The organism is Nocardioides sp. Z43_10 (genome assembly GCF_059766615.1).
Genome location: NZ_JCBAJY010000002.1, coordinates 151731 through 172657, shown reverse-complemented (window position 1 = coordinate 172657; position 20927 = coordinate 151731). Strand labels below are relative to the sequence as shown.

Genomic DNA, 20927 nt, shown 5'->3' with positions numbered 1-20927 from the left:
AGAATGAAGGCCATGAGCCCTCGTCCGCCTGCTCGCGCGGAGATCGTCGTGGACCTCGCCGCGATCCGCCACAACGTGCGCCGCCTGCGTGAGCTGGTCGCGCCCGCGCTGATGATGACGGTGGTGAAGGCCGACGGCTACGGGCACGGCCTGCTGCCCAGTGCCCGGGCCGCGCGCGCGGCCGGCGCCGACTGGCTGGGGGTGGCGACGCTCGATGAGGCGCTCGCGCTGCGCGCCGGCGGGGACACCGGGCCGGTGTTGTGCTGGCTGGGCGCACCGGGGGAGGACTACGCCGCGGCGGTCGCCCACGACGTCGACGTGACCGCCTACACGCCGGCCGAGCTCGACGAGATCGTCGGCGCCGCCCAGGCCGCCGGCAGGCCGGCGCGCGTCCAGCTCAAGATCGACACCGGCCTGTCCCGGGGCGGCTCGACGTTCGAGGACTGGCCCGCCCTGGTGCGCGCCGCCCGCGGCTGCGAGGAGGCCGGCGCGCTGCGCGTCACCGGCATCTGGTCGCACTTCGTCGCCAGCGACGAGCCGGACCACCCGGCCAACGACGCCCAGGAGGAGGTCTTCCGCGCCGCCCTCGAGATCGCGCAGCAGGCCGGCCTGAACCCCGAGGTGCGCCACCTGGCCAACTCGGCCGCGGCCATCCTGCGGCCCTCGGCCCGCTTCGACATGGTCCGCTGCGGCATCGCTAGCTACGGGCTCGACCCCGCGCCCGGCATCACCCCCGACCTGGGTCTGGTCCCGGCGATGACCGTGCAGGGCCGGCTGGTGCTGGTCAAGTCGGTGGCCGAGGGGGCCGGGGTCTCCTACGGCCACACCTGGCACGCCGAACGCCCGACCACCCTGGGTCTGGTCCCGGCCGGGTACGGCGACGGCATCCCGCGCCACGCCGGCTCCCGCGCCGAGGTGTACGCCGCCGGCCGGCGCCGACCGGTGCGCGGCCGGATCTGCATGGACCAGTTCGTGGTCGAGCTCGACGGCGACCTGCCCGCCGTCGGGGACCCGGTCGTGCTGTTTGGGACCGGGGCGCGGGGGGAACCCACCGCGCAGGACTGGGCCGAGGCGTGCGACACCATCAACTACGAGATCGTCACCCGCATCGGCGGCCGCCTGAGCAGGCGCTACGTCGAGGGCGGGGAGGAGGCGGGGCGATGACGGTCAAGGGCAGAGTCTTCGGCATCGCAGCGGGGGCCGCCGGGGTCGCGTTGGCCGGGACCGCCTACGGGGTGGCCCGGCACCGGCGGGTCGTGGCCCGGCGCGGCGCGGGCGAGGAGACCCCGTTCGGCACGCTGCGCTCGGATCCGCTCACCGTGGTGGCCGACGACGGGGTGCCGCTGCACGTCGAGGTCGACGAATACGCCCCCACCGACGACGACCGGCTCACCCTGCGCCGCACCGACGACCCCGGCCCACCGCTCACGGTCGTCTTCGCGCACGGCTACGCGCTGAACCTGGACTGCTGGCACTTCCAGCGCGCCGGGTACCGCGGGCTGGTCCGCACCGTCTTCTACGACCAGCGCTCCCACGGCCGCTCGGGACGCTCCACCGAGGCCCACGCGACCATCGAGCAGCTCGGCAGGGACCTGGCCCGCGTCATCGACGAGGTGGCGCCCGGCCCGGTGGTGCTGGTCGGGCACTCGATGGGCGGGATGACGATCTCCGCGCTCGCCGAGGAGCGCCCCGAGCTGTTCGGCGACAAGATCGTCGGGGTGGCGCTGATCTCCACCACCGCCGGCGGACTGGACCCGCACCGGGTGCTGCTGCCGATGCTGCCGCGCACGCTCGGCACCCAGCTGACCACCCGCGCGGTGGCGTTCCTGGCGCACGGGCACCGCACCGTCGACTGGGCGCGGGGACTGGCGAAGCGGATCGCGACGCTGACCACCGACGCGTTCGCGTTCGGCGACGACGTCCCCGACAGCTACGTCCGCTTCGTCGACGAGATGCTCGCCGCCACCCCGTTCGAGGTGCTCGCGGAGTTCTTCCCCAACTTCGGCAGCCTCGACAAGTTCGAGACCGTGCACGCCCTGTCGGTGGTGCCCACCACGATCATCTGCGGGACCCGCGACAAGATGACCTCGATCGGGCACAGCCGCAAGCTGCACTCGCGCATCGACAGCTCCGTGCTGGTCGAGTGCGAGGGGGCCGGGCACATGGTGATCCTGGAGCGTCACGAGCAGGTCAACGCCGCGCTCGACCAGCTCTTCGCCGAGGCCGCGAAGGTCGCCTCGCGGTGACCGCCACCGACGCGGGGCTCGCGGTGAGCGTGCGGCAGGTCGGCGCCGAGGAGACCGACGCCGTGCTGCAGGTGGTGCGCGCCGCGTTCGGCGCCCGCGCCCCGCTCGACCCGCCCGCCGACGCGCTGGCGGAGACCCACGAGTCGCTGGCGCGGGCGCTGGCCGCGCACGGCGGGATGCTGGCCGAGGTCGGCGGCCAGGTCGCCGGGTCGCTGATCTTCGACCGGGTCGCCGACGTGGTGTTCCTGCGCCGCTTCGGGGTGCTCCCGGCCAGCCAGCACCGGGGCGTGGCGACCGCGCTGGTCGAGTCCGCCGCGGTCGTGGCCGCCGGGGACGGGGCGCGCTCCCTGGCCGTGCTGGCCCGCGAGGAGCTGCCGCGCACGGTCGGCTTCTGGGCGGCGCACGGCTTCGTGGAGCGCACCCGCCGCCCGCCGTACGTCGAGCTGGAGCGGGTGCTGGGCGAGGTGACCCGGTGAGCGGGCCCGACACGTCGTACGACGTGCCCGACGCGGAGACGATGCGGGGCCTCGGGACGCAGCTCGGCCGGCTGCTTCGCGCCGGGGACGTGCTGGTGCTCAGCGGGGGGCTGGGGGCCGGCAAGACCACGTTCACCCAGGGTCTCGGCGAGGGCCTCGGGGTGCGCGGCCAGGTCACCTCCCCGACGTTCGTGATCGCCCGGGTCCACCCCTCGCTGGGCGCCGGGCCGGACCTGGTCCATGTCGACGCCTACCGGCTGGGCGGCGTGGCCGAGCTCGACGACCTCGACCTCGACACCTCCCTGGACGAGGCCGTCACCGTCGTCGAGTGGGGTGAGGGGCTTGCGGAGGTGCTGGCCGCGGACCGGCTCGAGATCCGCATCCACCGGGCCACCGGTGCCGGCGCGGACCCGCTCGACGCGGACGCGCCGGACCCGCGCCGGGTGGAGCTGCACCCGGTGGGACGGCGCTGGGACGACGTCGCCTGGCCCGCTGGCGTCGGGACCGAGCGGCACAGTCAGTAACCTCGTGCCCGTGCTGCTCGCCTTCGACACCGCCACCCCGCTCGTCACCGTCGCCGTCCACGACGGCCAGGACGTGGTCGCCGAGCGCTCCTCCGAGCGCCCGATGAAGCACGGCGAGCAGTTGGCGCCGCTGATCGAGGCGGTCCTCGCCGACGCCGGGCTGGTCCGCCAGGACCTCACCGCGCTCGCCGTCGGCGTCGGTCCGGGCCCGTTCACCGGACTGCGGGTGGGGCTGGTCACCGCCCGCACGCTGGCCCTGGTCCTGGAGGTCCCCGTGTACGGCGTGTGCTCCCTGGACGTGCTCGCCGTCGAGGCGGTCGCGACCGGCACCGTGGACGGGCCGTTCGTGGTGGCCACCGACGCCCGGCGCAAGGAGGTCTACCTGGCCTCCTACGACGCGCAGGGCGCCCGCCTCGACGAGCCGCAGGTGCTGCGTCCCGCCGATGCCGCCACCGACCTGCCGTGCGTGGGGGAGGGCGCCGTGCTCTACCCCGAGGCGTTCGGTCGCCCGGTCGCACCGGTGCGCCCCTCGGCGGGCTGGCTGGCCCGCGCCGTCGCCGAGGAGCTCGTCGAGCTGCGCGACCCCGAGCCGCTCTACCTGCGCCGCCCGGACGCCGTGGAGATGGCCGCGCGCAAGCCGGTCTCGTGATCCGGCTCGCCGTACCCGCCGACGCCTGCGCGGTCGCCGCGCTCGAGACCGAGCTGTTCGGCGTGCAGGCGTGGAGCCTCGAGGAGGTCCGCGACGAGCTCGGCGCGACGACGCGGCGCGCCTTCGTCGAGGAGCGCGACGGCGCCGTGGTCGGGTACGTGGTGGTGATGGTGCTCGGGGACGTCGCCGACCTGCAGCGGATCGGGGTGCGCCCCGACCTGCAGCGCGGCGGGCTCGCGGGCTCGCTGCTGGAGGCGGGGCTGGACGCGGCCCGCCAGCTGGGCGCCCAGCGGATGCTGCTCGAGGTGAGCGAGGCCAACGAGGGTGCCCGGGCGTTCTACGCCGCGCACGGGTTCAGCGAGCTCGACCGGCGCCGGCGCTACTACCGCGACGGGTCGGACGCCCTGGTGCTGTCACGGACGCTGGGCTGCGCGTAGCCTGCGCGCGTGGGGAAGAGGCGGACGGGGGAGCTGCGCTGGCATCGCGGCCGATGGCAGGCGTGGACCGGCCGACGCTGGGCCCACGCGGCGTACGCGCTGCGCCCCGAGCGGCTGGAGTCGCCGACCCCGTTCGGTGAGGACCCCCAGCTCACACCCGCGCAGCGCGCGGTGGTGCTGGGCAAGGCGATCGACGACCTGGTGCTCAAGGGGGCGGTGGTGCTGCGCCAGGATGAGGAGTCGGCGATCGTGGCCACCCGCCGGTCGGTGGCGCACGTGTTGCATGCCGTCCTGACGCTGCTCACCGGCGTGTGGGGCATCGTCTGGATCGTCAGCGTGCTCACCCGCTCCGAGGATCGCCGGAGGCTGCGGGTCGACCTGTGGGGCAACGTCTGGACCTCGGTCGCCGCCTGAGGGCAACCGGCGGGGGCGGACACGATCCCGCCCGAGCCCAGGAGGGGGCGGCTCAGCCGTCCTCGGTCGTCCGGACCTCCGGAACCCCGGCGACCGCCGCGGCGGCCTCGGCCGCGGGCAGCGCCGCGCGCACGCCCCACTCGAAGAGCACCAGCGCGAAGGCGGCGACCAGCACCATGTCGACGCCGAACGGCAGCAGCTCGAGCCCGCCACCGAAGCGGCCGACGAGGGTCAGCACCAGCAGTCCGACGTAGTAGGGGCCGAGCCAGACCAACGAGCCCAGCGCCAGCGAGCGGCCCAGCTCCGGGTCCCGGACGACGCGCCACACCAGCACCGCGACGCCCACGGCGATCGGGATGGTCAGCTTGATCATCGTCTCCCACCCGGTCCAGTAGATGATCAGGCTGACCACGATGAAGGCGACCCGCGCGAGCACCGGCAGCCCCGGCAGCCGGAACGGCCTGGCCCGGTCGGGGACCTGGCGGCGCAGCGCGACGACGGTGACCGGGCCCAGGCACATCGACAGCACGATGGCGCCGGAGTTGAAGGAGAGCAGCTCCGACCAGCCGTCGCGGAAGGCGAGCAGCAGCACCATCCCCACCGCCAGGTTCAACACCATCGCCCGCAACGGGACCCCGTGGCGCGAGAAGACGGTCACGGCGCGCGGGAACAGGCCGTTCTGGGCCACCGCCACCGCGAGCCGTCCGGTGGAGGCCGTGGAGACCAGCCCCGCGCCGAACGGCCCGAGCACGGCGTCGGCCACCACCAGCTTGGCCAGCATGGCCATCCCCAGGCCGGTGAGCAGGGCGGCCAGCGGTCCGTTCGCCCCGCCCCGGTCGAGACCGGCCCAGCCGAGGTCGAGGTCAGCCGGGTCCACCGCCCCGATGAAGCCGAGCTGGAGGACGGTGAAGAGCGCCGTGCAGATGAGGATGCCGCCGACGAGCGCGACGGGGATGGTCCGCTGCGGGCGCTTCGCCTCGCCGGCGAGGTCGAGCGCGTGCCGGAAGCCCAGGAAGGCGAAGGCGACCCCGCCGGTGGTGATGGCGTTGAGCACCCCGCTCATCCCATCGGGAGCGAACCCCGTCTCGCGGATCGGGGCGGTGGAGAACTGGGTGAGCAGCGCGACGGCGATCGCCACCGGGATGATCAGCTTCACCCAGGTCAGCACGTTGTTGACCCGGGTGAACAGCGCCACCCCGAACGCGTTGAGCGCGGTGAAGGCGACCAGGACGACGGCGGCGGCCGCGATCCCCGGCAGGCTCAGCGCGCTCTGCCCGCTCGAGGACGCCTCGGCGACGAAGAGCCAGTCGAAGGCCCGCTCGTTGCTGGCGTACTCGAGCATGGCCTGGGTCTCGATCGGTGCGGCCGTCACGTAGCCGACCCAGGCCACCCACCCGATCGCGATGCCGACCCCCTGCCCGTGGCTGAAGGTGGGCAGCAGCCCCAGCCCGCCGACGACCGGCAGCATGGCGGAGATCTCCGCGAACACCAGGGCGACCGTGACGAGCATCAGCCCGGCGATCGGCCACGCGAGGATGGCGGCCGGGCCGGCCTGCTGCGCCGCGAACAGCGGGGCGAACAACACTCCGGAGCCGACCACGCCGCCGACTGCGACGAAGGTCAACCCGAGAGTGCCAACCGAGCGGTTGGCCGTATGCATCTCAGCCATCATGATGACGATAGGCCGAGCCCGCGGTGTACGCCATGCATCCGCCGTGGTCGACCACTTCGCCCGCCGCGGTGACGCGCCGCTACCGAGGCGCGTCACGCCCCCTCGCCGGGGCGGTGCGAGCACTCGGCACAATGGGGACATGCCCGCCATCGACCAGCCGCTCGTCCTCGGCATCGAGACCTCCTGCGACGAGACCGGCGTCGGCATCGTCCGCGGCCACACGCTGTTGGCCGACGCGGTGGCGAGCAGCGTCGAGGAGCACGCCCGCTTCGGTGGCGTCGTACCCGAGGTGGCCAGCCGGGCGCACCTCGAGGCGATGGTGCCGACCATCGAGCGGGCCTGCGAGACCGCCGGCGTCCGGCTGCGCGACGTGGACGCGATCGCCGTGACCAGCGGCCCCGGGCTCGCCGGCGCCCTGCTGGTCGGCGTCGCCGCGGCGAAGGCGCTGGCGCTGGGCCTGGGCAAGCCGATCTACGGCGTCAACCACCTGGCCGCGCACGTCGCGGTCGACCAGCTCGAGCACGGTGCGCTGCCCGAGCCCTGCCTGGCGATGCTGGTCTCCGGGGGCCACTCCAGCCTGCTGCGCGTCGAGGACGTCACCGTCGGCGTCGAGCCGATGGGCGCCACCATCGACGACGCGGCCGGCGAGGCGTTCGACAAGGTCGCCCGCCTGCTGGGCCTGCCGTTCCCCGGCGGACCGCACATCGACCGGGTCGCCCGCGACGGCGACAGCGTCTTCGTCGACTTCCCCCGCGGCCTCACCGCGCGGCGCGACCTGGAGCGGCACCGCTTCGACTTCTCGTTCTCCGGCCTCAAGACCGCCGTCGCCCGCTGGGTCGAGGCGCGCGAGCGCTCCGGTGAGCCGGTCCCGGTCGCCGACGTCGCCGCCTCCTTCCAGGAGGCCGTGTGCGACGTACTGGTCCGCAAGGCCCTGGACGCCGCCACCAGCGAGGGCATCGAGGACATCCTGATCGGTGGCGGCGTCGCCGCGAACTCCCGGCTGCGCGCGATGGCCGAGGAGCGCGCCGCCGCGAAGGGAATCCGGGTCCGGGTGCCGCGCCCCGGCCTGTGCACCGACAACGGCGCCATGGTCGCCGCCCTGGGCGCCGAGCTGGTCACCCGCGGCCGCGCCCCCTCGGCCCTCGACCTGCCCGCGGACTCCTCGCAGCCGATCACCACCGTGGTGGCGTAGCCCTTCCTCGCAGGCTCGGGGCTGCCGTTTGGTCCCCAACGGCGGTCATTTCCCGGATCGGCATGCCGTTTCTGCCCAATCGGCGACGTCTCTGCGGGTTCCGGAGGCGGAGTACGCCGTTGGGGACCAAACGGCGACGATCCCCGGCCGAGGCCCGCCGTCTCTGCCCAATCGGCGACCTCCAGCCCGTACGCCGTGCGCTGGACGCCCGTCGGGCCGGCCGGCGCGGCATCAGCCGTTGCGCCGAGGGCCCCCGCGTCCACCGCTCCCGCCGCCTGCGTCAGCCGTCCCCGCGCCGGGCCGCAGCGCGGCCCAGCTGGTCGAGGTGGTGCTCCAGGACAGCCGCGAGGCGTGCGGGGGTGGTCGAACCGGGACGCGTGGTGGCAGGGACGGCCGGGCCGTCGATGAGCGCGAGCGACGGTGCGCACCGAGGCCCCTTCCACACCTTCGCGGCGGATCGGCCAGCAGGTCGACGTCTCCTAGCATCCGCTCGCCGGGCGCGACGCGCCCGGGCAGCACCGGGGCGCATTGTGTCCGCTCACTAGCGTGGGGGCACACGACTTCCGAAGGAGACAGCATGCACAAGGTCAAGGGCGTCGTCGCGCGCGCCAAGGGACAGCCGGTCAGCCTCGAGACGATCCTGGTGCCGGACCCGGGCCCGGGCGAGGCGCTGGTGCAGGTCCAGGCGTGCGGCGTGTGCCACACCGACCTGCACTACCGCGAGGGCGGCATCAACGACGAGTTCCCCTTCCTGCTCGGCCACGAGGCCGCGGGCATCGTGGAGGCGGTCGGCGAGGGTGTCACCGGGGTGGCACCGGGTGACTTCGTGGTCCTCAACTGGCGCGCGGTGTGCGGTGAGTGCCGCGCCTGCAAGCGCGGTGAGCTGCAGTACTGCTTCAACACCCACAACGCCACCCAGAAGATGACGCTCGAGGACGGCACCGAGCTGTCCCCGGCGCTGGGCATCGGCGCGTTCGCGGAGAAGACGCTGGTCGCCGCCGGACAGTGCACCAAGGTCGACCCGGCCGCCCGTCCCGCGGCGGTCGGACTGCTCGGCTGCGGCGTGATGGCCGGCGTCGGCGCCGCGATCAACACCGGCGCGGTCACCCGCGGCAAGTCGGTCGCGGTGATCGGCTGCGGCGGCGTGGGGGTGGCGGCGATCGCCGGCTCGGCGCTCGCCGGCGCCAGCCCGATCATCGCCGTCGACATCGACCCCAAGAAGCTCGCCAAGGCCAAGGAGATGGGCGCCACCCACACCGTGGACTCCTCGCAGGTCGACCCGGTCGAGGAGATCAAGCGGATCGCCGCGCAGACCTACGAGGGCGCGGACGGCGCCGACGTGGTGATCGAGGCGGTCGGTCGCCCCGAGACCTGGAAGCAGGCGTTCTACGCGCGCGACCTGGCCGGCACCGTCGTCCTCGTCGGCGTGCCCACGCCCGAGATGATGACCCCCGAGATCCCGCTGGGCGACGTGTTCGGTCGCGGCGGGGCGCTGAAGTCGAGCTGGTACGGCGACTGCCTGCCCAGCCGCGACTTCCCGATGCTGGTGGACCTCTACCAGCAGGGCCGCCTCGACCTGGACACGTTCGTCACCGAGGAGATCGCCCTGGACGCCGTCGAGGCGGCCTTCGAGCGGATGCACCGCGGCGACGTGCTGCGCTCGGTGGTGATCCTCTGATGAGCGGCTCGCTGCGTGTCGACCACGCGGTGGTCTCGGGCACGTTCAGCCTGGACGGGGAGACCTTCGACGTCGACAACAACATCTGGGTGGTCGGCGACGACAACGAGTGCGTGGTGATCGACGCCCCGCACGACGTGGAGGCGATCCTCGCCGTGGTGGGGGAGCGACGCGTCCGCGCCATCGTGTGCACCCACGCCCACGACGACCACGTCCGGGTCGCGCCCGCGCTGCGCGAGCGGGTGGTGGCGCCGATCCTGCTGCACCCCGACGACCGGGTGCTGTGGGAGCTGACCCACCCCGACGAGCTCTGGGACGTCGACATCGCCGACGGCCAGGACCTCGAGGTGGCCGGCACCACGCTGCGGGTGCTGCACACCCCGGGCCACGCCCCCGGCGCGGTCTGCCTCTACGCCCCCGAGCTCGACTGCGTCTTCACCGGCGACACGCTGTTCCAGGGCGGCCCGGGCGCCACCGGGCGCAGCCACTCCGACCGCTCCACCCTGGAGTCCTCGATCCGGGCCAAGCTCTACGCGCTGCCCGACGAGACCGTGGTGCACACCGGTCACGGCGACGACACCACGATCGGCGCGGAGAAGGCGCTCCTGGGCTGAGTCGGGCCCTCGCCGCACGCGAGCCCAGGGCTCCCGCACACCGCGGGATCGCCCTGGGCTCGCGTCCGCTTGCGTGCGCTCCGAGCGGCGCAGCCCCGACCCCCGCCGGATCGCCGCACCCACCCTCCGGCTGGCACCATGGACGGCGATGCTGTCTTCTCGCACCGGCCTGTCCCTCGCTGCGGCGCTCCTCGTCGTCGGCTGCTCCGCCACCCCCGTCGAGCGGGACGCCGAGGCACCCGCCCCAGCCTCCCCGGCCCCCGCGGAGTCCGCGTCGACCCCGGCCGAGTCCGCGCCGACGCCCGCCCCCGACCCTGCCGGCTCGAGCGACGGCGCCGCGGCCGGGCTGGGCCTGCGTCCCGGCTGGGGGCCCAGCGCCGCCCAGCTCGACCGCGCCGCGCGCGACGTACGCCGCCTGCCGCTGCCGGCGCTGGCCGGCCAGCTGGTGGTGGCCCGCTACGACGGGACCGGGGCGCCGGTGGACCTGGTCCGCCGCCTGCACCTGGGCGGGGTGGTCGCCTTCGAGGAGAACGTGGACTCCGCCGCCGGCATCCGCGCGGCCAACGCCGCCCTGCGCCGCGCCACACGCTCGCGCGGCTGGCCGCTGTTCATCGCCGTCGACCAGGAGGGCGGACTGGTGGCCCGCCTGCGGCACGGGGTCACCGAGCTGCCGTCGTTCATGTCGACCGGGGCGGCCGACCGGGCGCCGCTGACCCGGGCCACCCACCGGCACCTGGGCCGCGAGCTGCGCCGGCTCGGCTTCACCGTCGACCTGGCGCCGGTCGCCGACGTCACCAGCGGGCCGCAGGACCCCACGATCGGGTCCCGGGCGGCCGGCTCCGACCCGCGGTTGGTGGCGCGCCAGGTGCTCGCCGGTGTCGCGGGGCTGGCCGAGGCGGGCGTCCTCCCGGTGGCCAAGCACTTCCCCGGGCACGGCTCGGTCGCCGAGGACAGCCACCGCACGCTGCCGGTCCAGCGGCGCTCGCTGAGGCAGCTCGGGGCCGTCGACCTGCTGCCCTTCCGGCGCCTGGTGCAGGCGGGCGCGTCGGCGCTGATGGTCGCCCACCTCGACGTGCGGGCGGTCGACCCGGGGGTGCCCTCGTCGCTGTCGCGACCGGTGATCACCGGTCTGCTGCGTCAGCGGATGGGGTTCGAGGGGCTGGTCGTCACCGACGCCCTGGACATGGCCGGGATCAGCGCCACCCACGACTCCGCGTCGGCCGCGGTCGCCGCGGTCCGCGCCGGCGCCGACGTGGTGCTCACACCGCCCGATCCCGCCGCCGCCCGCGCCGGGCTGATCCGCGCCGTCCGTGCCGGTGAGCTGCCGCGCCGGCGCCTGGAGCAGGCGGCCGCCCGGCAGATCGCGCTGCTGCGCCACCAGGCGACCGGGTCGTCCGGGCGGCGACGCGCACCCGACGCGGGCGCGTCCGCCGCGCTGTCCCGGGCCGCCGTCACCGTCGTGCGGGGACGGTGCCGGGCCCGCCACGTCGGCGCCACCGTGACCCCGACCGGGGACCCCCAGGGGCGCACGCAGCTGACCCGAGCCGCCCGCCGGGCGGGACTGCGGGTGGGTCCGGGCGGGACCCGCGTCGACGTGCTCGGGTACGGCGACCGGCCGCGCGCCGGCAGCGACGTCACGGTCGCCACCGACACGCCGTACGTGCTGGCCAGCTCGGATGCACCGGTCCGGCTGGCCACCTACGGCGCCACTCCCGGCGCGATGCGGGCGCTCGTCGGGGTGCTCAGCGGCCGGGATCGGGCGACCGGTCGGGTCCCGGTACCGGTCGCCGGACTGCGCCCGCCCCGCTGCTGACGCGGGCACTGTCCCGCCCTCCAGGGTCTTTCGGTCCGTCGGTCACGGGACCTTCGGGCCCATCTTGTCCCGGGTAAGGGGGGCCTTGCAGCCACTCCTGTTCGGACCCGAAGCCCCTGAGAGCGCTGCTCGGGTGCACCTAGCGTTCAAGTCATCACCGGCAGGGACATTGGGTTCCCTGCACCTCGCAAAGGAGAACCCCGTGCGCTCTGCACTCGACAAGCTGATCTCGTGGACCGGCATCCTGCTGGCCGTCGTCCTTCTCGCCGCCGGCGGCCTGCTCACCTGGGCCAACGTCTTCATCAACGACCAGGTGCACGACCAGCTCGCGGCCCAGGACATCACGATGCCGGAGAAGGAGGCGCTGGAGACCAAGGAGCAGCACGAGGCCCTCGACCAGTACGCCGGCCAGAAGCTCACCACCGGCAACCAGGCCCGCGCCTTCGCCGACCACTACATCCTGGTCCACATGAACGCCTCCAGCGACAACCGCACCTACGAAGAGGTCAGCGGCGAGTTCATGGCCGCCAACGCCAACCCCGAGGCCGACCCGGCCGAGGTCGCGGAGCTGGGCGCCCTGCGCCAGTCGCTGTTCATGGGCAACACCCTGCGCGGCCTGCTGCTCTACGGCTTCGCCTTCGCCACGATGGGCACCATCGCCGGCTACGCCGCGATCGCCGCCTTCGTCGGCGCCGCCGCCCTGCTGATCCTCGCCGGGCTCGGCATGCGCCACGCCAAGAAGGTCAACGCGCTGGAGGCCGAGGGCACCACCGGTCGCCGGGCAGCCCCCGCCGGCGCCTGATCGCCCCGCTTCACCCCACGACCCGGACGGCCGGGCGGTGCACAGTCACCGCCCGGCCGTCCTCGTCATGTCCCAGCCCGGGAGCCGAGGCTCACAGGGGACGCACCAGCAGGGCGACGCCCTTGCCGGCGAGCCGGGTGAGGACCAGCGTCGCCTCGTTGTCGCCGGTCAGCCCGAGCCGCTTGCGCAGCAGCTCGGGCACGATGTCGACGCCGCGCTTCTTGATCGTCAGCCGGCCGACGCCACGCGCACGCAGCGCCGCCTTCAGCGGCTTCTCCCGGTAGGGGAGCTCCTCGAGCACCTCGTAGCCGCGGGCGAACGGGGTGCCGAACGCGTCGTCGCCGGTCACGTAGGCGATGTGCTCGTCGAGCAGCCCGCCGCCCACGCCGGCCGCCACCGCGGTGACCAGGCCCGCGCGGATCACCGCCCCGTCCGGCTCGTAGAGGTAGCGCCCCAGCGCACGCACCGGCCGGTCGTGGCCGACGAACGGATCGTCCTCGTCGGTGAGCGTGGCCAGCCCGCGGTCGCCGATCACCGTCGCCCGGCGTGCGGTGGTGGCCAGGTACGGCGACCACAGCGCTGCCTCCTTGACGTCCCCGGAGTCGCTGACCCACTCCGCCTCGACGCCGTCGGGGACCAGCTCGTGCGGGATCCCGGGCGCCACCTTGACCACCGAGCGCCGGGCCAGCAGCCCGGTGACGAACGGCCACGGGGGCGTCCAGCCCTCCACGTCGAAGATCCGGCCGCGCGCCGAGCGGCGGGCGGGGTCGGCGAAGGCCACCCCGAACGCCTCGGTGTCGACCTGGGTGACGTCGGCGACCATCACCGCCCCCTCGAGCCCGAGCGCGGCGAGGTTGGCCTCGGCCACCGCCACCCGGACCGGGTCCAGGTCGACCCCGGCGGCGGTCAGGCCGGCCTCGCAGAAGGCGATCAGGTCCCCGCCGATGCCGCAGCCCAGGTCCACCACGGAGGAGGGAGCCGCGGCGGCGAGCCGGGCCGCCCGGTGCTGGGCGACGCGGTGCCGGGTGGCCTGCTCGAGGGCGTCGGGGGTGAAGTACATCCGCACTGCCCGCTCGCCGAGCTTGGCGACGGCCCGGGCGCGCAGCTGGACCTGGGTGAGCGCGGCGGCGGCGTGGGCGGGGTCGGCCTCGATGCGCCGTACCGCGGCCGCGGAGCGCACCGGGTCGCCGGCCGCGTCGGCGTACGCGTGGGTGGCCTGCTCCAGCACGCGCTGGCCGGTGTCGGTGAGCAGCCAGCGGAAGTCGTCGAGGTCCACCCCTGGATCCTCTCAGAGGCCGGATGGCGCTCCACGGGCCGACCGTTCTGGCACTCCGTCAGGTCGAGTGCTAACGTCTGTTCTGGCACTCTCACCCTGAGGGTGCCAGTGCTTGCAACGAAGTGCGACCCCCGCGACGGCGTACCTCCGAGCAGGCTCAACACGTGCCGGAGCGGTCTCGATTGAAGAGCGCTCCCACTTCGAGTCAAGACCTAGTGGAGAAAGTGGAGGTCGACATCGTGTCGGTCAACATCAAGCCTCTCGAGGACCGCATCGTCGTCAAGCCCCTTGACGCCGAGCAGACCACGGCTTCCGGCCTGGTCATCCCCGATACCGCCAAGGAGAAGCCCCAGGAGGGCGAGGTCGTGGCCGTTGGCCCCGGCCGCTTCAACGAGGACGGCGACGAGCGCATCCCCATGGACATCTCCGTGGGCGACAAGGTCATCTACAGCAAGTACGGCGGCACCGAGGTCAAGTACGCCGGCGAGGAGTTCCTCATCCTCTCCGGTCGCGACGTCCTCGCTATCGTTTCCTGATTTTCCCTGGGTCGTGTGCCTGAGGACGCGCCCTCCCGCTGAGGAGGGCGCGTTCCTCGGGAGCACGGCCCGATCGCGTTCACGAGGAGAGCAATGCCCAAGATCCTGGAGTTCGACGAGGACGCCCGCCGCGCGCTCGAGCGCGGTGTCGACGCCCTCGCCAACGCCGTCAAGGTGACGCTCGGCCCGAAGGGCCGCTACGTCGTCCTCGACAAGAAGTGGGGCGCCCCGACCATCACCAACGACGGTGTCACCGTCGCGCGTGAGATCGAGCTGGACGACCCGTTCGAGAACCTCGGCGCCCAGCTGTGCAAGGAGGTCGCCACCAAGACCAACGACATCGCCGGTGACGGGACGACGACCGCCACGGTCCTCGCCCAGGCGATGGTGCACGAGGGGCTGCGCGCGGTGGCCGCCGGCGCCAACCCGATGGGCCTCAAGCGCGGCATGGACGCTGCGGCCGAGGCCGTCGGCGCCGCGCTGCGCGACGCCGCCCGCGAGGTGGAGTCCAAGGAGGACATGGCCTCGGTGGCCACCATCTCCTCGCGCGACAGCGTGATCGGCGAGCTGCTCGCCGAGGCCTTCGACAAGGTCGGCAAGGACGGCGTGATCACCGTCGAGGAGTCCAACACCATGGGCACCGAGCTGGAGTTCACCGAGGGGATGCAGTTCGACAAGGGCTACATCTCGCAGTACTTCGTCAGCGACCCCGAGCGGATGGAGGCCGTCCTCGACGACCCCTACATCCTGCTGCACCAGGGCAAGATCTCGGCCGTCGCCGAGCTGCTGCCGCTGCTGGAGAAGGTCATCCAGTCCGGCAAGCCCCTGTTCATCCTCGCCGAGGACGTCGAGGGCGAGGCCCTGTCGACGCTGGTGGTCAACAAGATCCGCGGCACGTTCAACGCCGTCGCGGTCAAGGCTCCGGCCTTCGGTGACCGCCGCAAGGCGATGATGCAGGACATCGCGACGCTGACCGGTGGTCAGGTCGTGGCGCCCGAGGTCGGGCTCAAGCTCGACCAGGTCGGTCTTGAGGTGCTGGGCCAGGCCCGTCGCGTCGTGATCACCAAGGACAACACCACCATCGTCGACGGCGCCGGTGACGCCGCCGAGGTCGAGGGTCGCGTCAACCAGATCAAGGCCGAGATCGAGAACACCGACTCCGACTGGGACCGCGAGAAGCTCCAGGAGCGCCTCGCGAAGCTGGCCGGCGGTGTCTGCGTGATCAAGGTCGGCGCCGCCACCGAGGTGGAGCTGAAGGAGAAGAAGCACCGCATCGAGGACGCCGTCTCCGCGACGCGCGCCGCGATCGAGGAGGGCATCGTCGCCGGTGGCGGCTCCGCCCTCATCCACGCGGTCAAGGTCCTCGAGGACGGCCTCGGCCTCGAGGGCGACGAGGCGGCCGGCGTGCGCGTCGTACGCAAGGCTGCCGACGAGCCGCTGCGCTGGATCGCCGAGAACGGTGGCGAGAACGGCTACGTGGTGACCACCAAGGTGCGCGAGCTCGGGGTGGGCAACGGCTACAACGCCGCCACCGGCGAGTACGGCGACCTGGTCGCCCAGGGCGTGCTCGACCCGGTCAAGGTGACCCGCTCCGCGCTGGTCAACGCGACCTCGATCGCCGCCATGCTGCTCACGACCGAGACCCTGGTCGTCGAGAAGCCCGAGGACGAGGACGACGCCCCGGCCGCTGCCGGCCACGGGCACGGTCACGGCCACTGAGCCGTACCACTCCTCACCGCACCACCAGCACTCCCCGGCCGAACCTCGGCCGGGGAGTGCTGTGTGTTTCTGGGGGTGGTGCTGGGGCGGGGGAGTGGCGGGTGGGTGCTGGGGGCGCCGATTGGGCGGAGACGGTGGCTGCTGGGCCGGTTTTCGCTCCGTTGGGGACCAAACGGCGGCCCTTTCCGCCGTGGCGCCCGGTGATGGGCGCCGATTGGGCAGAGACGGCATGTCTGGGCCCGGATTTGCCTCCGTTGGGGACCAAACGGTGGGGGGCGGGCGGCGGGGGCGGGCGGCGGCCGTCACGGGCCCGAAACACCGTGGACGCTCACCGGCAACGCACGCAGCGCAGGCTGGGGTCTTTGCTGTTGAGGAGGAGAGCGATGCTCTGGAGAGTCCGCACGAACATGCCTGACCGACCGGGCGCGCTGGCCGTGTTGGCGCGCGGCTGTGGCGATGCCGGGGTGAACATCCTGGGGCTGCAGATCTTCCCGGGGGTCGGGTCGGTGACCGACGAGCTGGTGCTGCGCACGCCCGACGACTGGGGCGTCGGCGACCTCGTCGGTCTGGTCGAGGGCTCGGGGGTGCAGGCGGTCCAGGTGCTCGCCTGCACCGAGGCGGCCCTGGTGGACCAGCCGGCCCGCTACGTCCAGGCGGCCCGGACGATCCTGGCCAGCCCGGCGGGGTTCCCGGAGGTGGTGGCCCAGCTCTTCGACGCGGAGGCGGATCCCGCCGGCCGGGGCGCCCCGGTCCAGGACGTCATGGACCTCACCGTCGGCGACGTGCAGGTGCAGGTACGCCGCACGGCGCCGTTCACCGCGACCGAGCACGCCCGGGGGGCCGCGCTGGCCGACCTGGTCAGCGACGTGCTGCACCGCAGCCGCGAGGCGGCGCTGGTGCCCAACCTGGCCCGGCGCCTCGGTACCGGGGCCACCCCGTCCTACGAGCTGAGCGGCGACACGATCTCGGCGGTCGTCGACGAGACCGTGGTCGGGCTGGCGCAGGTGCAGGCGGAGGGCGACGAGCCGGGGGTCCGCGAGGTCACCCTCCGCGTCGACCCGGCCTGGCAGCGCCGCGGCATCGGCACCCGCCTGCTCACCGACGCGGCCCGGCTGGCCTCCGGGCAGGGGGCCGCGGAGATCGTGCTCGCCACCCGCGCCGACAACCAGGCGGTGCTTCCGATGGTGCTGGCGGCGGGGCTGCGCGGACGGATCCGGATGGCCGCCGAGGTGCTGACCGTGCGGGTGCCGGTGCGCGACCTCAAGCCGTTGGGGCTCTGAGCGGGCGCGCCGATAGACTGGGGGCCTCCTGCCACACGAAAGGCTCGTGGAACCTTGACCTCTGCTCCCGCTGGCGCATCCGACGGAGTCCCCGAGAAGTTCGCGGCACTCGGCCTCACCTACGACGACGTCCTGCTGCTCCCCGGTGAGTCCGACCTGGCGCCGTCCGAGATCGACACGACCTCCCGGCTCACCCGGGAGATCAGCCTGAAGGTGCCGCTGGTCTCCGCCGCCATGGACACCGTGACCGAGTCGCGGATGGCCATCGCGATGGCCCGCCAGGGCGGGCTCGGCGTGCTGCACCGCAACCTCTCGATCGAGGACCAGGCCTACCAGGTCGACCTCGTCAAGCGCACCCAGACCGGCATCATCTCCAACCCGATCACGATCGGCCCGGACGCGACGCTGGAGGAGCTGGACAAGATCTGCGGCGAGTTCCGGGTCTCCGGGCTCCCCGTCGTCGACGCCGGCCAGCACCTGCTCGGCATCATCACCAACCGCGACCTGCGCTTCACCCCCGTCGCGGAGTGGTCGACCACCAAGGTCTCCGAGGTGATGACCAGCGAGGGCCTAGTCACCGGCCCGATCGGCATCTCGCGCGACGACGCCACCCTGCTGCTGCGCCGGCACAAGAAGGAGCGGCTGCCGCTGGTCGACGAGCAGGGCCGCCTCGCCGGCCTGATCACGGTCAAGGACTTCGTGAAGTCCGAGCAGTTCCCGCACGCCACCAAGGACGCCGACGGCCGACTGATGGTGGGTGCGGCCATCGGCTACTTCGGCGACGCCTGGGAGCGGGCCACCCGGCTGATCGAGGCCGGCGCCGACGTGCTGGTCGCCGACACCGCGCACGGTCACGTCCGGCTGCTGCTCGACATGGTGCGCCGCCTCAAGACCGACCCGGGCACCCGCCACGTGCAGGTCATCGGCGGCAACGTCGCCACCCGCGCCGGGGCCCAGGCCTTCGTCGACGCCGGCGTGGACGCGGTCAAGGTCGGCGTCGGACCCGGCTCGATCTGCACGACGCGCGTGGTCACCGGGGTCGGCGTACCCCAGGTCACGGCCGTCTACGAGGCGTCCCTGGCGTGCCGCCCGGCCGGCATCCCGGTCATCGCCGACGGCGGCATGAAGCACTCCGGCGAGATCGCCAAGGCCCTGGTGGCCGGCGCGGACGCGGTGATGCTCGGCTCCCTGCTCGCCGGCTGCGAGGAGTCGCCCGGTGAGCTGGTCTTCGTCAACGGCAAGCAGTTCAAGGCCTACCGCGGCATGGGGTCGCTCGGGGCGATGTCGAGCCGCGGGAAGAAGTCCTACTCCAAGGACCGCTACTTCCAGGCCGAGGTCACCAGCGACGACAAGATCGTCCCCGAGGGCATCGAGGGCCAGGTCGCCTACCGCGGACAGCTCGGCGCCGTCACCCACCAGCTCGTCGGCGGCCTGACGCAGTCGATGTTCTACGTCGGCGCCCGGACCGTGCCCGAGCTGCAGGAGAAGGGCCGCTTCGTGCGGATCACCTCCGCCTCGCTCAAGGAGAGCCACCCCCACGACGTGCAGATGACCGTCGAGTCGCCCAACTACCACGGCATCTGACGACAGGAATCGACATGACCGACATCGAGATCGGCCGGGCCAAGCGCGGCCGGCGTGCCTACTCCTTCGACGACATCGCGATCGTCCCCTCGCGCCGTACCCGCGACCCCGAGGAGGTGAGCATCGCCTGGCAGATCGACGCCTACCGCTTCGACCTGCCGATCCTGGCGGCCCCGATGGACTCGGTGATGTCGCCGGAGACCGCGATCGCCTTCGGTGAGTACGGCGGCCTCGGGGTGCTCAACCTCGAGGGCCTGTGGACGCGCTACGAGGACCCGCTGCCGCTGCTCGAGGAGGTCGCCACCCTGCGCGGGGTGGACGCGACGCGCCGCATGCAGCAGATCTACGCCGAGCCGATCAAGGCCGAGCTGATCACCGCCCGGCTCCAGCAGATCCGCGACGCGGGCGTCACCGTGGCCGGAGCGCTGTCGCCGCAGCACACCAAGGAGTTCGCCAAGACCGTCGTCGACGCCGGCGTCGACATGTTCGTGATCCGCGGGACGACGGTCTCGGCCGAGCACGTCTCCTCGCAGTCCGAGCCGCTGAATCTCAAGGAGTTCATCTACGAGCTCGACGTGCCGGTGGTCGTCGGCGGCTGCGCGACCTACCAGGCGGCGCTGCACCTGATGCGCACCGGCGCCGCCGGCGTGCTGGTCGGCTTCGGCGGCGGCGCGGCGCACACCACCCGCACCGTGCTCGGCGTCGCGGTGCCGATGGCCTCCGCGGTCGCCGACGTCGCGGCCGCGCGCCGCGACTACCTCGACGAGTCCGGGGGGCGCTACGTCCACGTCATCGCCGACGGCTCGATCGGCCGCTCCGGCGACCTGACCAAGGCGATCGCCTGCGGCGCCGACGCGGTGATGGTCGGCTCGCCGTTCGCGCGTGCCACCGACGCCCCGGGGCGCAGCTTCCACTGGGGCGCGGAGGCCTGGCACGGCGAGCTGCCGCGCGGCGAGCGCGTGGAGTTCGAGCCGGTCGGCACCCTGCAGGAGATCCTGTTCGGCCCCTCCCGGATGGCCGACGGCACGATGAACCTGGTCGGCGCCCTGAAGCGCGCGATGGCCACCACCGGCTACACCGACCTCAAGGAGTTCCAGCGCATCGAGGTCATCGTCGGGTGAGCCCGGTGCTGCGGGTGGCGGCCGGCCAGGCCGTCTCGGTCGCCGGCGACGTGACGCGCAACGTCGCCACCGCCGCCCGCCTCACCGAGCTCGCGGGCGGCCAGGGCGTGCGGCTGCTGGTGCTGCCCGAGGCGTTCCTCACCGGCTACGACGTCGACGCCTTCGCCGGCCCGATCCCGGGCGACGACGAGCTCGACGGTGCCTGGCTCGACCCGCTGCGAGCCGCGGCCACGGACGCCGACTGCGTGGTGGTGGTGAGCACCGCCCTGCGCCGCGTCCGGGGCACCGCGCTGGGCGGCGGCCTCGACGGCGGCGGGCGCGACGGCCTGGCGCGCCGTACCCTCGCGCAGCTGGTGGTGCGCCCCGAGGGAACCGTCACCGCCCCCTACGACAAGCAGCACCTCGTCCCCCTCGAGCGGGAGTTCTTCGTGCCCGGCGAGCACGGCGCCTCGATCACCGTCGACGGCGTGGAGCTGGGGCTGAGCGTCTGCTACGACGGCTGCTTCCCCGAGCACGCCCGGGCCGCCGCCGACGACGGGGCGCTGGGCTACCTCAACTCCGCGGCGTACTTCCCGGGCGGCGCGCACCGGCGCGACCTGTACTACCCGGCGCGGGCGGTGGAGAACGGCATGTACGTCGTGTTCGCCGGGCTGACCGGGCGCTGCGGGGGAGCGGAGTTCATCGGCGGCTCCGCGGTATACGACCCCGAGGGCCGGCCGCTGGCCAGGCTGGGCGAGGAGGCCGGCCTGGCGATCGCGGACCTGGACCCGGCGGTGGTCGCCTCGACCCGGGCCACCCACCCCATGCACCACGACCACCGCGACGACCTGGGGCCGAGGCTGCGCGGCTGAGCGCGGAAAGCGTTTACAGGTCCAGCGAATGTGTCAAACGCTA

The 20927-nt window shown here is 73.6% G+C and carries 20 protein-coding genes; 18 read left to right on the top strand and 2 right to left on the bottom strand.

Annotation, left to right across the window (positions count from 1 at the left end; all coding sequences use genetic code 11):
• Positions 1-12: 12 nt before the first annotated feature.
• The 7 genes from alr to AC6EI4_RS04025 are packed head-to-tail and all read left to right on the top strand — an operon-like array spanning position 13 to position 4746.
• A complete protein-coding gene (alr, locus tag AC6EI4_RS04055; protein WP_498424914.1) occupies positions 13-1164 on the top strand; it encodes an alanine racemase in 1152 nt (383 codons plus the stop codon).
• Positions 1161-2246 carry an alpha/beta fold hydrolase gene (locus AC6EI4_RS04050; protein ID WP_498424913.1) on the top strand — a complete coding sequence of 362 codons (1086 nt, stop codon included), beginning with the start codon at positions 1161-1163 and terminating at the stop codon, positions 2244-2246. Before alr ends, AC6EI4_RS04050 begins: the two co-directional genes overlap by 4 nt.
• Positions 2243-2722, top strand: coding sequence for a GNAT family N-acetyltransferase (locus tag AC6EI4_RS04045; RefSeq protein WP_498450661.1), 480 nt, complete (start codon positions 2243-2245; stop codon positions 2720-2722). Before AC6EI4_RS04050 ends, AC6EI4_RS04045 begins: the two co-directional genes overlap by 4 nt.
• A complete protein-coding gene (tsaE, locus tag AC6EI4_RS04040) occupies positions 2719-3246 on the top strand; it encodes a tRNA (adenosine(37)-N6)-threonylcarbamoyltransferase complex ATPase subunit type 1 TsaE (protein WP_498450660.1) in 528 nt (175 codons plus the stop codon). The genes AC6EI4_RS04045 and tsaE overlap by 4 nt, the downstream gene beginning before the upstream one ends.
• Positions 3247-3256: 10 nt before the next feature.
• Complete coding sequence (gene tsaB, locus AC6EI4_RS04035) at positions 3257-3895, top strand: tRNA (adenosine(37)-N6)-threonylcarbamoyltransferase complex dimerization subunit type 1 TsaB (RefSeq protein ID WP_498424909.1); 639 nt, start codon at positions 3257-3259, stop codon at positions 3893-3895.
• Positions 3892-4332, top strand: a complete 441-nt coding sequence (rimI, locus tag AC6EI4_RS04030; RefSeq protein ID WP_498450659.1) for a ribosomal protein S18-alanine N-acetyltransferase — start codon at positions 3892-3894, stop codon at positions 4330-4332. The genes tsaB and rimI overlap by 4 nt, the downstream gene beginning before the upstream one ends.
• Before the next feature lie 9 nt (positions 4333-4341).
• The gene (locus AC6EI4_RS04025; protein WP_498450658.1) at positions 4342-4746 is read left to right on the top strand and encodes a DUF8108 domain-containing protein; all 405 of its coding nucleotides are present in this window, start codon (positions 4342-4344) and stop codon (positions 4744-4746) included.
• Positions 4747-4798: 52 nt separating this feature from the next.
• Here AC6EI4_RS04025 and AC6EI4_RS04020 read toward each other — a convergent pair whose 3' ends face one another.
• Positions 4799-6415 (bottom strand): APC family permease, encoded by a 1617-nt coding sequence (locus tag AC6EI4_RS04020; protein ID WP_498450657.1) that lies wholly within the window; start codon positions 6413-6415, stop codon positions 4799-4801.
• 142 nt (positions 6416-6557) lie between these two features.
• Between AC6EI4_RS04020 and tsaD the strand changes: the two genes are divergently transcribed.
• The 5 genes from tsaD (at position 6558) to AC6EI4_RS03995 (ending at position 12517) form a co-directional block, all read left to right on the top strand.
• Positions 6558-7610 carry a tRNA (adenosine(37)-N6)-threonylcarbamoyltransferase complex transferase subunit TsaD gene (gene tsaD / locus AC6EI4_RS04015; RefSeq protein ID WP_498424902.1) on the top strand — a complete coding sequence of 351 codons (1053 nt, stop codon included), beginning with the start codon at positions 6558-6560 and terminating at the stop codon, positions 7608-7610.
• 577 nt (positions 7611-8187) lie between these two features.
• Entirely contained in the window at positions 8188-9288 is a 1101-nt protein-coding gene (locus AC6EI4_RS04010) for an S-(hydroxymethyl)mycothiol dehydrogenase (protein WP_498450656.1), read from the top strand.
• Complete coding sequence (locus AC6EI4_RS04005) at positions 9288-9902, top strand: MBL fold metallo-hydrolase (protein ID WP_498450655.1); 615 nt, start codon at positions 9288-9290, stop codon at positions 9900-9902. The genes AC6EI4_RS04010 and AC6EI4_RS04005 overlap by 1 nt, the downstream gene beginning before the upstream one ends.
• A 148-nt stretch (positions 9903-10050) precedes the next feature.
• Positions 10051-11715, top strand: coding sequence for a glycoside hydrolase family 3 protein (locus AC6EI4_RS04000; protein WP_498450654.1), 1665 nt, complete (start codon positions 10051-10053; stop codon positions 11713-11715).
• A gap of 202 nt (positions 11716-11917) precedes the next feature.
• Positions 11918-12517, top strand: coding sequence for a hypothetical protein (locus AC6EI4_RS03995; protein ID WP_498450653.1), 600 nt, complete (start codon positions 11918-11920; stop codon positions 12515-12517).
• A 91-nt stretch (positions 12518-12608) separates the two neighbouring features.
• Here the strand turns inward: AC6EI4_RS03995 and AC6EI4_RS03990 are convergent, their stop codons facing one another.
• Positions 12609-13793 (bottom strand): class I SAM-dependent methyltransferase, encoded by a 1185-nt coding sequence (locus tag AC6EI4_RS03990; protein ID WP_498450652.1) that lies wholly within the window; start codon positions 13791-13793, stop codon positions 12609-12611.
• 239 nt (positions 13794-14032) lie between these two features.
• Here AC6EI4_RS03990 and groES point away from each other — a divergent pair, with 239 nt between their 5' ends.
• The 6 genes from groES to AC6EI4_RS03960 all read left to right on the top strand — a co-directional run bounded on the left by groES (position 14033) and on the right by AC6EI4_RS03960 (position 20884).
• On the top strand, positions 14033-14329 hold the full coding sequence (gene groES, locus AC6EI4_RS03985) for a co-chaperone GroES (protein WP_460801730.1): 297 nt from the start codon (positions 14033-14035) through the stop codon (positions 14327-14329).
• Positions 14330-14422: 93 nt separating this feature from the next.
• Positions 14423-16048, top strand: coding sequence for a chaperonin GroEL (gene groL, locus AC6EI4_RS03980; protein WP_498424891.1), 1626 nt, complete (start codon positions 14423-14425; stop codon positions 16046-16048).
• A gap of 407 nt (positions 16049-16455) precedes the next feature.
• The gene (locus AC6EI4_RS03975) at positions 16456-17328 is read left to right on the top strand and encodes a GNAT family N-acetyltransferase (RefSeq protein ID WP_498450651.1); all 873 of its coding nucleotides are present in this window, start codon (positions 16456-16458) and stop codon (positions 17326-17328) included.
• 54 nt (positions 17329-17382) lie between these two features.
• Positions 17383-18912 carry an IMP dehydrogenase gene (gene guaB, locus AC6EI4_RS03970; RefSeq protein ID WP_498424887.1) on the top strand — a complete coding sequence of 510 codons (1530 nt, stop codon included), beginning with the start codon at positions 17383-17385 and terminating at the stop codon, positions 18910-18912.
• A gap of 14 nt (positions 18913-18926) precedes the next feature.
• The gene (locus tag AC6EI4_RS03965) at positions 18927-20033 is read left to right on the top strand and encodes a GuaB3 family IMP dehydrogenase-related protein (protein ID WP_498424885.1); all 1107 of its coding nucleotides are present in this window, start codon (positions 18927-18929) and stop codon (positions 20031-20033) included.
• On the top strand, positions 20030-20884 hold the full coding sequence (locus AC6EI4_RS03960) for a carbon-nitrogen hydrolase family protein (protein ID WP_498450650.1): 855 nt from the start codon (positions 20030-20032) through the stop codon (positions 20882-20884). The genes AC6EI4_RS03965 and AC6EI4_RS03960 overlap by 4 nt, the downstream gene beginning before the upstream one ends.
• Positions 20885-20927 lie beyond the last annotated feature (43 nt).

What these genes read in the sequence shown, in the direction of transcription:
- AC6EI4_RS03965 (WP_498424885.1), top strand. Translation starts at nt 18,927, where the DNA reads ATGACCGACATCGAGATCGGCCGGGCCAAGCGCGGCCGGCGTGCCTAC.
- AC6EI4_RS04000 (WP_498450654.1), top strand. Translation starts at nt 10,051, where the DNA reads ATGCTGTCTTCTCGCACCGGCCTGTCCCTCGCTGCGGCGCTCCTCGTC.
- alr (WP_498424914.1), top strand. Translation starts at nt 13, where the DNA reads ATGAGCCCTCGTCCGCCTGCTCGCGCGGAGATCGTCGTGGACCTCGCC.
- AC6EI4_RS04050 (WP_498424913.1), top strand. Translation starts at nt 1,161, where the DNA reads ATGACGGTCAAGGGCAGAGTCTTCGGCATCGCAGCGGGGGCCGCCGGG.
- AC6EI4_RS04010 (WP_498450656.1), top strand. Translation starts at nt 8,188, where the DNA reads ATGCACAAGGTCAAGGGCGTCGTCGCGCGCGCCAAGGGACAGCCGGTC.
- tsaD (WP_498424902.1), top strand. Translation starts at nt 6,558, where the DNA reads ATGCCCGCCATCGACCAGCCGCTCGTCCTCGGCATCGAGACCTCCTGC.
- groL (WP_498424891.1), top strand. Translation starts at nt 14,423, where the DNA reads ATGCCCAAGATCCTGGAGTTCGACGAGGACGCCCGCCGCGCGCTCGAG.
- AC6EI4_RS04005 (WP_498450655.1), top strand. Translation starts at nt 9,288, where the DNA reads ATGAGCGGCTCGCTGCGTGTCGACCACGCGGTGGTCTCGGGCACGTTC.
- AC6EI4_RS04020 (WP_498450657.1), bottom strand. Translation starts at nt 6,415, where the DNA reads ATGGCTGAGATGCATACGGCCAACCGCTCGGTTGGCACTCTCGGGTTG.
- AC6EI4_RS03975 (WP_498450651.1), top strand. Translation starts at nt 16,456, where the DNA reads ATGCCTGACCGACCGGGCGCGCTGGCCGTGTTGGCGCGCGGCTGTGGC.